This window comes from Paenibacillus polysaccharolyticus (assembly GCF_023714295.1).
In the GTDB taxonomy this organism is placed as follows: Bacteria; Bacillota; Bacilli; order Paenibacillales; family Paenibacillaceae; genus Paenibacillus; species Paenibacillus polysaccharolyticus_A.
The window spans coordinates 1-13,856 of sequence record NZ_JAMAUN010000005.1; the positions used below are offsets into that span (position 1 = coordinate 1).

12 protein-coding genes, 1 pseudogene and 1 riboswitch are annotated in these 13,856 nt (G+C 47.1%); of the genes and pseudogenes, 7 read left to right on the top strand and 6 right to left on the bottom strand.

All coding sequences use genetic code 11. The annotated features are described in order from the left end of the window. Nucleotides 1–152: 152 nt before the first annotated feature. Nucleotides 153–896: a MerR family transcriptional regulator gene (locus tag M3629_RS14360; protein WP_251507469.1), complete on the bottom strand. Its 744-nt coding sequence runs from the start codon at nucleotides 894–896 to the stop codon at nucleotides 153–155. Nucleotides 897–1,159: 263 nt separating this feature from the next. Between M3629_RS14360 and M3629_RS14365 the strand changes: the two are divergent. Then, nucleotides 1,160–2,345, top strand: a pseudogene (locus M3629_RS14365) (MFS transporter). Nucleotides 2,346–2,378: 33 nt separating this feature from the next. Here M3629_RS14365 and M3629_RS14370 read toward each other — a convergent pair. From M3629_RS14370 to thiM, 4 genes are all read right to left on the bottom strand, one after another. Beyond that, entirely contained in the window at nucleotides 2,379–2,834 is a 456-nt protein-coding gene (locus M3629_RS14370) for an Lrp/AsnC family transcriptional regulator (protein ID WP_251507471.1), read from the bottom strand. A gap of 388 nt (nucleotides 2,835–3,222) precedes the next feature. Next, nucleotides 3,223–3,888 carry a thiamine phosphate synthase gene (gene thiE / locus M3629_RS14375; RefSeq protein ID WP_251507473.1) on the bottom strand — a complete coding sequence of 222 codons (666 nt, stop codon included), beginning with the start codon at nucleotides 3,886–3,888 and terminating at the stop codon, nucleotides 3,223–3,225. Then, the gene (gene thiD, locus M3629_RS14380) at nucleotides 3,888–4,700 is read right to left on the bottom strand and encodes a bifunctional hydroxymethylpyrimidine kinase/phosphomethylpyrimidine kinase (RefSeq protein ID WP_251507475.1); all 813 of its coding nucleotides are present in this window, start codon (nucleotides 4,698–4,700) and stop codon (nucleotides 3,888–3,890) included. Before thiD ends, thiE begins: the two co-directional genes overlap by 1 nt. Continuing rightward, nucleotides 4,700–5,509, bottom strand: coding sequence for a hydroxyethylthiazole kinase (thiM, locus tag M3629_RS14385; protein ID WP_251507477.1), 810 nt, complete (start codon nucleotides 5,507–5,509; stop codon nucleotides 4,700–4,702). The genes thiD and thiM overlap by 1 nt, the downstream gene beginning before the upstream one ends. Nucleotides 5,510–5,665: 156 nt before the next feature. Beyond that, nucleotides 5,666–5,768: riboswitch (TPP riboswitch) on the bottom strand. Between the two features lie 229 nt (nucleotides 5,769–5,997). Here thiM and M3629_RS14390 point away from each other — a divergent pair. From M3629_RS14390 to M3629_RS14415, 6 genes are all read left to right on the top strand, one after another. Further along, nucleotides 5,998–6,879, top strand: coding sequence for a radical SAM/SPASM domain-containing protein (locus M3629_RS14390; protein WP_251507479.1), 882 nt, complete (start codon nucleotides 5,998–6,000; stop codon nucleotides 6,877–6,879). A 368-nt stretch (nucleotides 6,880–7,247) separates the two neighbouring features. After that, nucleotides 7,248–7,916: a pectate lyase gene (locus tag M3629_RS14395; protein WP_145415114.1), complete on the top strand. Its 669-nt coding sequence runs from the start codon at nucleotides 7,248–7,250 to the stop codon at nucleotides 7,914–7,916. Nucleotides 7,917–8,135: 219 nt separating this feature from the next. Next, complete coding sequence (locus tag M3629_RS14400) at nucleotides 8,136–9,617, top strand: sensor histidine kinase (protein ID WP_251507481.1); 1,482 nt, start codon at nucleotides 8,136–8,138, stop codon at nucleotides 9,615–9,617. Next, on the top strand, nucleotides 9,610–10,302 hold the full coding sequence (locus tag M3629_RS14405) for a response regulator transcription factor (RefSeq protein WP_251507483.1): 693 nt from the start codon (nucleotides 9,610–9,612) through the stop codon (nucleotides 10,300–10,302). The genes M3629_RS14400 and M3629_RS14405 overlap by 8 nt, the downstream gene beginning before the upstream one ends. A gap of 120 nt (nucleotides 10,303–10,422) precedes the next feature. Beyond that, entirely contained in the window at nucleotides 10,423–11,934 is a 1,512-nt protein-coding gene (locus M3629_RS14410; RefSeq protein WP_251507485.1) for an S-layer homology domain-containing protein, read from the top strand. A 9-nt stretch (nucleotides 11,935–11,943) separates the two neighbouring features. Beyond that, nucleotides 11,944–12,645: an ankyrin repeat domain-containing protein gene (locus tag M3629_RS14415; protein WP_435368229.1), complete on the top strand. Its 702-nt coding sequence runs from the start codon at nucleotides 11,944–11,946 to the stop codon at nucleotides 12,643–12,645. A 117-nt stretch (nucleotides 12,646–12,762) separates the two neighbouring features. Here the strand turns inward: M3629_RS14415 and M3629_RS14420 are convergent, their stop codons facing one another. Next, nucleotides 12,763–13,725, bottom strand: coding sequence for a copper amine oxidase N-terminal domain-containing protein (locus M3629_RS14420; RefSeq protein ID WP_251507487.1), 963 nt, complete (start codon nucleotides 13,723–13,725; stop codon nucleotides 12,763–12,765). Between the last annotated feature and the right edge of the window lie 131 nt (nucleotides 13,726–13,856).

The window sequence follows — 13,856 nt, forward strand, 5'->3', positions numbered from 1 at the left end:
TTGCTCTTGCAATGTAAAGTGTTTTTTTGACATTTGCTTGACCACCGCTCGTTTTTTATTCATTGTACACAAAAAAGACCCTACAAGATGACCTTTTTTAAGTGTCCATCTTATAGGGTACATTTTACTTAGGCGTTACGTCCTTTTTGAAGTCATTGATTTTGATCGGCGAAAACAGCCATGGCATTACACATAAATGGTGCTAGCCCCTCTCCAAACTGATCGATATTCCGCGTGAAACGTTCGTCATCTACATACATTTGGCCAAGAGCTTTGAAAGCTTCTGGAGAATAGCTCCCCAATTGATTCAGAACCATGTACCACTGTTTAATCTCGGCCTGTGCTTCGGCAGATTCGGGTGCTGTGTGGCGAATGGCCGCCAATCTTCTGAAGACATCATTCATCTGATCAGACAGTTCTTTCTGTTTGCCAGCCGGCGGGTCATTTAATTTCTGGTTCGTCTCATTGACGGCGTTGTCACCCCAGCGTTGACGTGCTTCCTGTTCGTACGGATTTTGACTAAAATCAAAGCCCTGAAATTGTTCTTTAGGGGTCATTTCAATCTCTCCTCTCAGATGTAGTACGGTTCTATCAATGGTGGTAATCATTTGATCCAGACGCTGGCGTTTCTCCAGCAAAATGAGTTTGTGCATATGCAATGCTTCCTCCGCATCAAAGGCAGGATCATCTAAAATGTTTTTGATTTCTTTCAGCGAGAAGCCGAGTTCTTTGAAAAATAAAATCTGCTGGAGTCGTTCCAGATTGACATCCGAATACAATCGATATCCGGCAGGAGTGATCTCATCTGGAACAAGCAGCCCGATCTCGTCATAGTGATGCAGTGTGCGCACACTGATCGAAGCAAGTTCGGAGACTTCTTTTACTTTCATGGCCATGGGTGGAACCTCCTTACAACATGAATTGTACAATGTCACGTTACGTGAGAGTCAATATGTTAATTATGTGATGGTGGAGGATCATAGGAATTCCAAGCAAAGCTTGTGAAAAATAAGGTTTTTCTTCGTTAACATGCTTAAGTACCTTTAATGCTGTATGCAAAACCCCTGCTCATTTCTGTAAGCTTATTAAAGATAGCAAGTGAACATTCGAGCTATCCAAAATACAGAGTAAAGGAGCTTTCATTGTGATTTCAAACGAGATGTATTCCATTAAAGATGATACATATGCCCAAAAACAAAGTCTTCCATGGGCGGCTCTGCTAGCGTTAGCTATGGCAGGATTTATCTGCATACTGACTGAAAGCCTACCAGCTGGACTACTCCCTCAGATTGCCTTTGGTCTTGGCATAACGCAGGCAAAAGCCGGACAACTTGTTACGTTGTATGCTGCAGGCTCTCTGGCAGCTGCAATTCCGCTGACTGTGGCAACACGCGGGTGGAGGCGTAGACCTCTCTTGTTGTTATGTATTATTGGCTTTCTTCTATTTAACACGGTGACTGCCGTATCTTCGGTATATGTTGTAACGTTGATTGCGCGTTTTTGTGCAGGAGTAGCAGCGGGGGTGTTATGGGGAATGACCGCTGGATATGCACGTCGCATGGTGCCCGACCCACTAAAAGGAAAAGCTATAGCCGTTGCTATGGCAGGTACACCTTTGGCATTAGCGCTTGGTGTTCCGATCGGTACTTTTTTGGGGACGTATGTAGGCTGGCGTTTAATCTTTGGAACGATATCTATATTGACGCTCGCGCTTATCGTATGGGTGTTCTGGAAAGTTCCAGATTATGAAGGCGAGGTCAAGCAGAATCAACTCTCACTGCATAAAATCCTGTTTCTTCCTGGAATCCGGCCTATTTTATTTGTGGTGCTTGCCTGGGTGTTAGCTCATAATATTTTGTATACTTACATTTCTCCTTTTCTGGAAAATACAGCACTGGCCCATAGAGTTGATCTGATTTTACTCCTATTTGGCGTAACTTCAGTGGTGGGTATTTGGATTATTGGACTGCTGATTGATCGCTACTTAAGGATACTGGTGCTATTAAGTGTTGCGATATTTGCTTTTGCCTCAGCGGCGATGGCAATCTGGAGCAATCAGCCGGCTGTTATCATTATAGGGGTGATTGCATGGGGATTGACCTTTGGCGGAGCGGCAACGTTACTCCAAACAGCTATTGCACATGCAGGAGGCCGCAGTGCCGATATCCCAATCGATGTTGGTAACGGCATGGAATCTAGGGATCGGTGCGGGAGGTATGGTCGGTGCTATCCTGCTTCATTGGAGCGGAGCTAGATTCCTGCCGGGTTCCTTGGTGATATTGTTGTTTATCGCTCTTCTCATCACGTTGTGCTCTAAAAAACAAGGATTTCCTAGTTCACCTTGAAATGGTGATATCTAAAATAGAAAAGATGAATGGTTAGGATTCCTTTGAGATCAGGAACTGGGGTTCATCAATTAGGTTTTTGGATGCAATAGGCGAGGACATTGCGATAAGTGTAGTATAGGTTCCGTATTTGTCACATTGATTTCCGAATGCCTCTAAATCTGCAATAGAATCTGTCATGACTTTCAATAAATAATTGTGTTCTCCACTGACGCGATAACATTCTACAACTTCGGGTGACATACGGCAGAAATCAAGGAAAGCAGTGCATTCTCTAGTCTGAAATAGTAGATAGGATGTACTCTGTTTTCCTAATTTTTGCGGATTAATGATGGTGCGGTACCCTTCAATAACACCACTTTCCTCCAGTCGTTTTACACGTTCCGTGACGGCTGGCTGTGAAAGTCCGACCAATTTTCCTAATTCGGTCATGGACAATCTGGCTTGGATTTCCATATGAAACAGGATGTTTCTATCGATCTGATCCATAAACTCACTTCCTTTTATTCTATAGGTGATTTTTCGGAAATGCTTTTATATTCATAGTAATTAAAAGATAATGATTTGTAAATGTGAAGCATTATAACAGAAATGATTTATATATTAAATATGTTTGGGATGGAAGGGAGGGGGACGAGATCGATATGTGCGTGATGCAAGGTGGGAAGAAGGTGAGAAAGGCGAAAGGATTTAAAGGAAGCAGAAGGAGGTATGGGGCGCTACAGGATGACCAGTTTGCGGAAGGATAAGGATGAAAAAGGAATCAGGAGGATGTATAGGTTGTAGAACGAGGCAAAGGAGGCGAAGAATAAAACAAGAATGCAAAGGCTGCAGACCGAGTGGCTGCACCCATTGCATTATCGGGCAGGGAGCATGGCTATGCCTGCTCCCGGCGGGTGATCGCAGCGAGCTGTGCAGTCGCTGCGTGCACATCGGCCGCGCCCGCGATGGCGGAGATGACGGCTACGCCGTCGGCTCCAGCCGCCATCACGGCGGCCGCGGTATCGGGCGTAATGCCGCCGATACCGACCACCGGAACTGCGATGCCTGCGGCGCGCAGTTCCGCAACCCCGGCGGGACCCAGCACAGCGTGGGCATCCGCTTTGGAGCGCGTCGGGTACATCGGCCCGACGCCAAGATAGTCTGCGCCCGCCTGCACGGCACGGCGGGCTTCAAGGGCGGAGTGGGCGGATACGCCCAGCATCCGCCCATCTCCGATGCGGGCGCGTACCAGCGCCGCGTCCGCATCCTCCTGGCCGACGTGCACACCGTCGGCCTCCACCGCCACAGCCAGCTCCACATCATCGTTCACGATGAACGGTATCCCGTGCTGGCTGCACACCTCACGAAGCCGCAGCGCAAGCGTTATGCGGGCTTCGCCTGCCAGTGCACCAGTTCCCTTCTCGCGGAACTGGAACAGCGTGATGCCGCCAGTGATCGCCTGGCGGAGCACCTCCACCGGGTCTCGCGTCGTATTGACGCTACCCATCACCAAATACAACGGCAGCGCGCGGCGCACCGCTTCCGCATCCCATCTACGCATCAGCGTTCACCCCGCTGTCTGCGCTGGTACGCAAAGTGATTCGTTGGCCCGTGCCCGGTCCCGAACCCCAGCTCATCTTCAATGGCTGCCTGAATGAATGCTCGCGCGGTCGTAACGGCAGCCAGAATAGAGGCACCCTTCGCCAGTTCCGCCGTAATGGCAGCAGAGAACGTGCAGCCGGTTCCATGGGTATGGCGTGTCATAACACGAAGGTTCTCCAAATAATGAAAGGAATGCCCGTCATACAGGACATCGATAACCGTACCGCTGCCCGTATCATGTCCTCCTTTAATCAAGGCATATGTTGAACCCATCTGCACCAATTGCTTTGCGGCTTCCTCGCGCTCACTCAGGTTCCGAATCGAACTCCCGATAAGTAGTTCAGCTTCCGGAATGTTAGGTGTGATAACCAAAGCAAGAGGCAGCAGATCTTCCACAAGTGATTGCACAGCCTCCTGCTGGAGCAGAGGTGCACCTCCTTTGGCAACCATCACGGGATCAATAACCAGATTTGACCAGTCGTATTGCTGACATTTTGCCGCAACAAGACGAATAATCTCGGCACTATACAGCATACCTGTCTTGATGGCACGCGGCTGAAAGTCGACTCCCGTTGAATCAAGTTGCTGGGCAATGCCGTCGTAATCAATCGGAAACACGCCTTGAACCCCTGTAGTGTTCTGCGCGGCGATTGCAGTAATGACCGTCATGCCGTATACACCAAGTTCCTGAAAGGTTTTGAGATCCGCCTGAATTCCTGCACCGCCGCCGTTATCAGACCCGGCAATCGTTAACGCTTGAGCAATATTCATCACACACCTCCACGAATCTGACGGATTTGTGCATGCTCGGAGAACAGCGAAGGTGTAATCTGCGCCAGTTGATTTAACAATTCAATCTGGAAGCTGCCTGGCCCCTGATGAGCCGTTCGTGCTGCAGCCTGTTCAGCGGCTACACCGTAGGTTGAGACAGCTTCCACCACACTGTTAAGCATGTCGCGCCCCGGCTCGGCAATCGCAGCAAAAGCACCAATGACTGAGCTTAGCAGACAGCCTGCCCCGGTAACTTGGGTGAGCAATGCATGTCCGTTGCTTGTGAGGAAAGTATGATATCCGTCTGTAATAATGTCGTACTTGCCCGTAATAACGACAATACAGTCAAGCTGTTGCGCGGCCTTCTCCGCAATGCTAATCCGATCACCCTCGCCAACCCCAGCGTCCACACCTTTGATATTCCATGGCACACCAATGACATGAGCCACTTCGGCGACATTGCCTCTTAATACGGTAAGACGAAGCTCACGAACCAGCATCTGTACCGTATCGGTGCGATATGTCGTGGCTCCTGCACCAACAGGATCAAGGACAACAGACACATGATGTGCATTGGCTGATTGTCCGGCTAGACGTATCGCTTGAACGACCTTTTCATCCAATGTGCCGATGTTCAGAACCACCGCACCAGCCATTCGAGCGACATCAGCGACTTCTTCATGAGCATAGGCCATAAACGGAGAGGCTCCGAGGGCAAGCAGACCATTTGCGGTAAAAGGAGCAACCACAAGGTTGGTAATATTATGAACCAAAGGATTGAGTGAACGTACACGTTCAAGATAAGACATCCAAATGACCTCCTTATTTTCAAATGATGGATATGGTTATGAGCGAGACGACTAGCTGAAATACAAAAAAGCCCCGCCCATTTCCGGAGAAATGAGCAGAGCTATACGCTTGAACTGAAGTTGATCCCCATCTAGGATAGAGATCCCCTACTGCCAATAAAAGCCGCTCCACTTCCCTCCGCTGGTATAATCCAGATCAGGTTCAAAGGGTCCGAATCGTCGTATTCGTCTCAGCCGCAAGGCTCCCCCAGTGCAAATATACAAGATATGCAGTTATGTCCTCAGCATATATCCATCTTGGCTTAATGTAAATAGGGAGGGCAGTTGAGTCCTGAAATTACGGTGAAAATATACTGGACTTTCGTACTGATCCTCTGATTACGATTTACCTTGGCTCGTTAACCCGATATAATGGGGATTGGCTCATATGGCCGTACTACGAATGAGGGCAGGACCGTTGTTCCTCCCGGCAGAATGGGGACCCTGAGTTGAAAACGTTTAAGAAAGTATATATCGAAATTACGAGCATCTGTAATCTGGCATGCAGCTTTTGCCCGCAAACGAAGCGAGCCAAAGGATTCATCGACCCTGAAGTCTTTAATAATATATTGGATCAGATCAAACCACACACGAAACATATTTACCTGCACGTCAAAGGGGAACCGCTGCTTCATCCCAAAATTGACTTGCTGCTGGATATGGCTCATGCCAAGGGATTTAAAGTTAACATTACGACCAACGGTACGCTGCTGCCGAAGACACAGCATAAGTTATTGGGTAAACCTGCACTGAGACAGATGAATTTCTCACTGCACAGTTTCGACGGTCATGAAGGTTCGACGGATCGTGACGGATACCTACGTAACATTTTGTCCTTTGTACGTGAAGCGGTGAAACACAATGTCATTGTTTCGTTTCGATTATGGAATCTGACACAGGATAACTTCACCAATGCACAGATGAATCGAAATCGGGAGACGCTTGAGGTGCTGGAACGGGAATTTAATCTCGACTTTCGGATTGAAGAAAAGGTACTTCCGGGTAGCGGCGTAAAAATCGCACCTAACGTATATTTGAATCAGGATCATGAATTCCAATGGCCAAGTCTCGATGCCCCTGAAGATGATGGGAAAGGTTTCTGCCATGCACTTCGCAGTCAGGCAGCTGTGCTTGTCGATGGAACCGTGGTTCCATGCTGTCTGGATGGAGAAGGTGTCATCAACCTTGGTAACATCCATGAGAAGTCTTTTTCCGATATTGTCGATGGAGAGCGTGCAAACAATCTGGTGTACGGTTTTTCCAAACGTGAAGCCGTAGAAGAACTTTGCCGCAAATGCGGATATCGCCAGCGTTTTGGAGCGGGAGCTTGAGACGGTGTGGCACATTGTAGGATAATTTCTAGTGAAATCAGGCTTGTCTTGTTGAAGTATAGATAAAACGTTCTACGGCCCTATTGTCTGCCATCAGACGATAGGGCCTTTTTTTATGGGATTTAAAGGTAAAAGCAGCATATTGCGAGTTAATATCGGTACATATCAAAAATTCGATATTCAAATAACAAGGCTTTCCATCTGGATTTATGCTAAAAAATGTAAATCTGTTCTCGGGATTATTCCTGTAATATCCCTTTTTTTGTAGGATTAGGACAGGTTCCGAGCGTTGTTCTCTTCTGCAGTTTTGTGAGACAAGCTAGCGTGCTTGGAGGCAAATTCACTCATATTAAGGGAGGATGTTGATGATGAAAAAAATGTTAACGCTGTTGTTGTCCGCCGGTCTGGTCGCTTCCATATTTGGTGTATTACCCGCAGCGGCTGCGCCAACGGTTGTAAACTCAACGATTGTTGTACCTAAGGGCACGACGTATGATGGACAGGGAAAAACCTTTGTGGCTAATCCATCCACCTTGGGTGACGGTTCTCAAGCAGAGAATCAGAAGCCGGTCTTCCGGCTGGAAGCAGGCGCTACACTGAAAAATGTCATCATTGGTGCGCCAGCGGCAGACGGTGTACATTGTTATGGTAACTGTAATATTTCGAATGTGGTATGGCAGGATGTGGGCGAGGACGCGTTGACGTTGAAATCGTCAGGAACGGTGAACATCACAGGCGGTGCGGCATACAAGGCTTATGATAAAGTGTTCCAGATCAATGCGGCAGGCACAATTAACATTAAAAACTTCCGTGCCGATGATATCGGCAAGCTGGTGCGGCAAAATGGAGGCACAACATTCACTGTCAACATGACTCTTGATAATTCCAACATCTCGAATGTAAAAGATGCCATTATGCGCACAGACAGCAGCAGCTCCCAAGGCAAAATTACGAATACCCGTTATTCCAAGGTGCCAACGCTGTTCAAAGGATTTGCTTCGGGTAAAACGAGCCAGTCCGGTAATACGCAGTATTAACCATTCATCGTTTTAATGCGGATGTTGTTTATTCAATTAAGCCATATGCACCATACAGGGTGGAGCAGAGCAAATGCTGCTTCACCCTGTTTTTTTTATGCTCATAGCCATACGGCAACATTCAGCCAATTTGATTTGCATATGGGCAACAGGAAGCATCTTGTGATAACATGTGCACTAAACTAACTGTACCAATCGCATGGTTAAGAGGGGATACATATGTCAATTCGCATCAAAATGCTAGTTTCGTTTACGGGTATGCTTGTTATCAGTCTCTTGTTTATTTTGCTTACAGCAAGTCTCTATACGATTGCCGCAACAGGGGATTTGCAAAGTTTTCGAGATATATACAAAGTCCATTATCAGATCAATCCACTGACGGAACAGGGAGAGACGATCTTTCAAGAGATGAAGTTTACGGCGAAAAGTAATCCCGACGAGCTGCAGGACAAGGTATTGCTCCGGGAATTTGATATGAAGCTTCGAGCCGAGAAATCCGGGCTCTACGTCAGACGGGAGAACAGTCCGATCTTTGAATCACGGACATTCCATCAACCTGGACTTGGACAGGCACTTCCTGCCTATGATCTGAACAACAATCAGATTCGAAGCACATTTAATATCGGTGAGCGTTTCTATGCGTATGCCAAGTTTGATTTTCAATATTCCGATGGAGAACGGGGCAGCATCTTTGTTATTCGGGAAAGAAGTCCCTTTGCAGAACTGACGCGCAAGCTGTTACCTGTGATGTCTCTCCTGTTGATTGGTGTCCTGATCATCGCTAACCTGCTTTTGTTCCGCTGGATCACACGCAGTTTTATTCAGCCGTTACATCAGCTCCGAAGTTCGGCCGACCAGATCAAAAACGGTAATTTGTCTTTCAAGCTTGAGCCGTCCTCCAATGACGAAGTTGGACAGCTTAGTGAGGCATTTGAGAGTATGCGGAATCAGTTACAGCACTCCAATGAACTAAGGCAGCAAGATGAGATTAACCGCAGAGAGCTGATCTCCAACATATCGCATGATCTTCGTACGCCGATTACTAATATTAAGGGATATATTGAGGGAATTCGGGATGGGGTAGCCAACACACCGGAGAAGATGGACGCTTACGTGAACATCATTCACTCCAAAGCGGTTAGCATGGATAAACTGGTGGACGAATTATTTCTATACTCCAAACTGGATTTGAACCAGGAACCCTTTGTGTTCAATCCGATAGATCTGGTTGATTTTATAGAGGATAGCATTGAGGAATTGCGATATGATCTGGAGGATAAGGGCGTATCATTGGACTGGCATAACGAAGCCTTAGGCTCCGTGGTATCCGCTGTTGATCTCGATAAATTGCAACGCACAGTAGTTAACATCGTAGAGAATGCACTGAAATATATGAAGGATGACGACAAACGACTCCGCATTATTCTTGAAGCCGGTCAGGAGTGGAATACCATTACATTCCAGGATAATGGGAAAGGCATATCCGAGGAAGATCTGCCGCATATATTTGAGCGTTTCTACCGAGCCGAGCAGTCACGCAACTCGTCTACGGGCGGAAGTGGCCTCGGGCTGGCTATTGCCCACCAGATTGTAGCTGGACATGGTGGTATAATCTGGGCAGAAAGTAAGCTGGGTGAAGGCACAAGCATCCATATCCAATTAAAACGGCTCATAGATGAAAGGGGGAGAAGCCATGACTGATATTCTGATCATTGAGGATGAAACGACTATTGCCGAATTGGAGCGGGACTATTTCGAACTCCACGGATTTACGGTAGAGCTGTGTCATAACGGGGATGAAGGTTTGCGCCGTGCTTTGGACGAGAACTACCGACTTGTCATCGTAGATTTGATGCTTCCAGGGATGGACGGGTTTGAATTATGCAGGCTCATTCGTGAGGAGAAGGAAGTACCGATCCTTGTCGTTTCCGCGAAAAAAGAGGAGATCGATAAAATCCGCACGTTTAATCTCGGTGTCGACGATTTTATTACGAAGCCGTTCAGCCCAAGCGAACTGGTCGCAAGAGCCAAGGCCCACTTGACCCGGTACGATAGATTGCTTGGCAAGAGCAGACCAACCGAACAGGATGAAATTCACATTCGCGGACTTCACATCGACAAGGGATCACGCCGTGTATTTTTGAACGGAGAAGAGGTGGGCATTACCACCAAAGAGTTTGACTTGCTTGTATTTTTGGCGAGTCATCCGAACCGCGTGTTCAGCAAATCCGATCTGTTTGAACGAATCTGGGGCATGGAATCGAATGGCGATATTGCAACGGTGACGGTCCATGTTCGCAAGCTGCGCGGGAAACTGGAGAGTGACCCGAAACATCCGGAATACATCGAGACAGTCTGGGGTGCGGGTTATCGTTTCACCGTATAAGTTTAGAGAAAGATTCGACGCAGTTTATATTTTGTTAATATATTTGTCCTTTGGAGTTTCTTTTTATCCCCTACGCTATAGATAGATGCAGCAATTACCTATAGAGGGGAAGAACATTTCATGAATCTTACAGCTCGTAAACTAGTAGCACTATTAACCATAACCGCATTGGGAACAGCGACACTCCCATTCACAACACCTCAAGCTCAGGCAGCCGGTTTCACGACTTCTGTCTCTGCTATGGCTACACAGCTTACGAATCAACAGGTGCAGGCGGCCATCAAGGAACTGAACCGTTTGGGTATCATGCACGGATATAGCGATCAATCGATGGGTGAACTTCGGGCGATCACACGTGCAGAGTTAGCTTCATTGATATATAGAACATTTGATTTGCAGGACAAGACAGGAGACATTGCAGCAACGATAACGGATGTTCAAGCGAATGCTTGGTATGCGCCCTATGCTCTGAAAGCAGTGGAGATGGGCATCATGCAGTCCGTCGATGGCGAATTTCATCCTCAAAGCCTGGTAACGGATGCGGAGCTGGAAGAGGTCGTATCTAAAGCGTTAAAACGGGATGTAAAGTCCGTACATCACTGGATGAGTGCTTTCTATGAAGATACAGGCTCTGTAACACGGGGCGAGACCGCAGTGTTGTTGCAGAAGGCGTATCAAGCTATTCCTTCGGATCAAGTCCGCATTGAAAGTATCAAACCGTTGAATAATATGACGCTCGTGATCACTTTGGATAAGCCGCTTACGGCAGAAGATGAAGTGTTTGCCAAATCCCGAACAGACTTTGCGTTCAGCGGTGGATTAACCTTAACCAACATGCCTCGTTTGAAAACAGGCTCCGTTGCTACATACATCGTGCCGACATCCGTTCAACAAGCCGGAGAAGCGTACACTCTGACATATAAAGGACAAAATGCTGGTTCATTCAAAGGCAGTGACGTTAAAGTAAATATGACTCAAGTGCGCCAGGTCACGAATGATACGTTTGAGATTGAAGCTTTAAAGGAAAACGGAGTAGTGGATTACGGTTATATTATATCGGCATACAGCGCTGGTCGCGGGGCTAATGCTTTCATTCTGAACGATCAGGAGCAGGCAGACGGCAAAACATATCAGATTATTTCGTCCATGCAGGCAAGACAAGTTACGGTTACGCCGGAAAATGGCGAGCCGATCATTGCCAAGTATGTACCTTTTACTCAATCGACAGATGGCAGACAAGAACCCAAATTCCGATTGCCAGAAGGCCAGATTCTGAAACCAGGTGTATCTTATACCGTGACTTCCGAGTGGGCCAATATTGAACAAGCTTCGTTTACCGCGAAATCATTCGAATCATTAGTCGTTGAGAGTGCCAGAGTTGCAAGTGATAGTGCCGTTGAAGTGACACTTGCCCAAGATCCGGGAGATGAACTATTCTCTGGACGGAGTGTTACCCTGACCTCATCAGCTGGGCAAGTCCTGACAGCTACGTATAAATATTCGAGCCGGAAAGGGGCAGCAGGTGTATTTGAACTTGCGAGTGGGGAAAAACTCATCTCCGGAACAAACTATATGCTGAACCCGGTTGGCGATTGGAGCGTCGCATCATCGGTAACGGTGGTACAACAGTAAGGAGAACCCATGAACAAATCCTTGATGCTGATCATCTTGATCAGCAGTGTGCTATTCGTTCAAGGCTGTATGCTTAACGAAAAAAGTAACTCAAAGGAGGGAAGCCGTATGGCCTCACTAAATCAACAGTTATTCAGTGCAGCTGAAGCAAAAGATACCAGGAGTATCGAAAAGCTCATTCAGGAGGGAGCGGATGTTCAGGCTCAAGATCAGAACGGAAGAACGGCCTTGATGATTGCGACGTACAATCAGGATACCGCATCTGTGCAAAAGCTGATTGAAGCAGGAGCGGATGTTAACCAGCAGGATGACATGTTGAATAGTCCGTTTTTATATGCGGGTGCTGAAGGATATTTGGATATTTTGAAGCTGACTATTCAGGCAGGAGCAGACCCTGCTATCACAAACCGTTACGGAGGAACAGCACTCATCCCCGCTTCAGAGCATGGATACGTCGACGTGGTTCGAGAGCTGCTGACCAATACCACGGTAGATGTGAACCATGTGAATAAATTAGGATGGACAGCATTGCTGGAGGCGATCATTCTAAACGATGGCAATGAACGGCAACAGGAGACCATTGAATTGCTCATTCATCATGGGGCTGATGTTAATCTGGCTGATGGCGATGGTGTGTCTCCCCTTCGTCATGCCAGAGCAAAAGGCTTTAAGGAAATCGAAGCTATATTGATTCGTGCGGGTGCAAAGTAGTGTAGTGATATGTTAGTACTGCCTGCAAAAGGGTATCCGGCAAGGCGGTAACGAAGGAAATAACAAAACGGGATGGAGCAGCTTTTGGCTGTCTCATCCCATTTTTGTTGATATGCACTATTTTTCCTCAGGCACTTCAACGATAACCTTGTCTTTGGCTGGAGCAACAGAGCCACTTGCAATAGAGCCAGCCTTGTTCAATATCTCGTAGGCGGTTTCCTCCAGCATGCGGGAGTACTTGAAGGATACGAGTGTTTTACCTGCAACAGAAGGACGTGTTCCTGCTTCGGCCACAGATTTCGTTTTAATAAAGAACAAATCACCGATCGTTCCGGCTTGCTTGGCCAGATTTGCCTGCCATTTCAGCATGGCGTTGCCGTTTGTAATTATATAATAGCTGACCAGATCATTGTCCTCAATCATGAAGAAGCGATCCTTTTTACCCTGCTCAAAAATATAAGCTGTCGATGAATCCACGGGTCCAAGCGGACTTTTCACCTGCAGGCGCGGTTGACCGAGACTTGAAAGCCGTGGCAGCTGCAATGCTGCTTCACGGGCTACCGTCAAATTGGAGCTGGTGTAGTCCTTCACTACGGAAGCATTGGTGGTGTAAATATAAGCTTCCTTGGCAGCCTGATTCCAGCGTACTTGTGCGCCAAACGTCTCACCAATGGCACGAAGTGGAAGCATAGCTTTCCCTTTGACCAAGATTGGAGTCGAGGACAAGGAGGCATTTTGTCCATTCTTTTTCATCGTTTTGCTATTGGGTGTCAGCACGTATTGGTCACTGCTTGTTTTGATGGTGATTTGTTTGCTCTTATTATCATAACCGAAGGTATAATCTCCGAGAAATTGCAGTTCAGTCAGGGCAATGTACGTGACGCCTTGGCGGATGACCACATCGTATTCTGCAGGCATATTGTTAATATAGGCCATAGGTTTTGTTGTAGCAGCCGCTTCAGCCACCGTAGGCGTGAACAGTGCAGGAGTTACTCCTGCGGTAAGAATGGAGGCGGCCAGCAGCATCTTCCATTTTTTCTGCTTCCAAATTGAGTTGTGTGATAGTGTTGTGTTTTTCATAATCAATCTCCTTTCAGATCATTAGACGGACTGATTATCCCAAAAGTTGCATATTAATGGAACATCAACGTAATATTAATCTAATTCCTGTATATTAAACTGTTAAGTGAGGACGTAAAATAAAGCTCCGT

Coding starts and splice junctions, on each gene's coding strand:
- M3629_RS14415 (WP_435368229.1), top strand. CDS start 11,944: ATGAACAAATCCTTGATGCTGATCATCTTGATCAGCAGTGTGCTATTC.
- thiE (WP_251507473.1), bottom strand. CDS start 3,888: ATGCGTAGATGGGATGCGGAAGCGGTGCGCCGCGCGCTGCCGTTGTAT.
- M3629_RS14410 (WP_251507485.1), top strand. CDS start 10,423: ATGAATCTTACAGCTCGTAAACTAGTAGCACTATTAACCATAACCGCA.
- M3629_RS14360 (WP_251507469.1), bottom strand. CDS start 896: ATGGCCATGAAAGTAAAAGAAGTCTCCGAACTTGCTTCGATCAGTGTG.
- thiM (WP_251507477.1), bottom strand. CDS start 5,509: ATGTCTTATCTTGAACGTGTACGTTCACTCAATCCTTTGGTTCATAAT.
- M3629_RS14370 (WP_251507471.1), bottom strand. CDS start 2,834: ATGGATCAGATCGATAGAAACATCCTGTTTCATATGGAAATCCAAGCC.
- M3629_RS14395 (WP_145415114.1), top strand. CDS start 7,248: ATGAAAAAAATGTTAACGCTGTTGTTGTCCGCCGGTCTGGTCGCTTCC.
- M3629_RS14400 (WP_251507481.1), top strand. CDS start 8,136: ATGTCAATTCGCATCAAAATGCTAGTTTCGTTTACGGGTATGCTTGTT.
- M3629_RS14405 (WP_251507483.1), top strand. CDS start 9,610: ATGACTGATATTCTGATCATTGAGGATGAAACGACTATTGCCGAATTG.
- M3629_RS14420 (WP_251507487.1), bottom strand. CDS start 13,725: ATGAAAAACACAACACTATCACACAACTCAATTTGGAAGCAGAAAAAA.
- thiD (WP_251507475.1), bottom strand. CDS start 4,700: ATGAATATTGCTCAAGCGTTAACGATTGCCGGGTCTGATAACGGCGGC.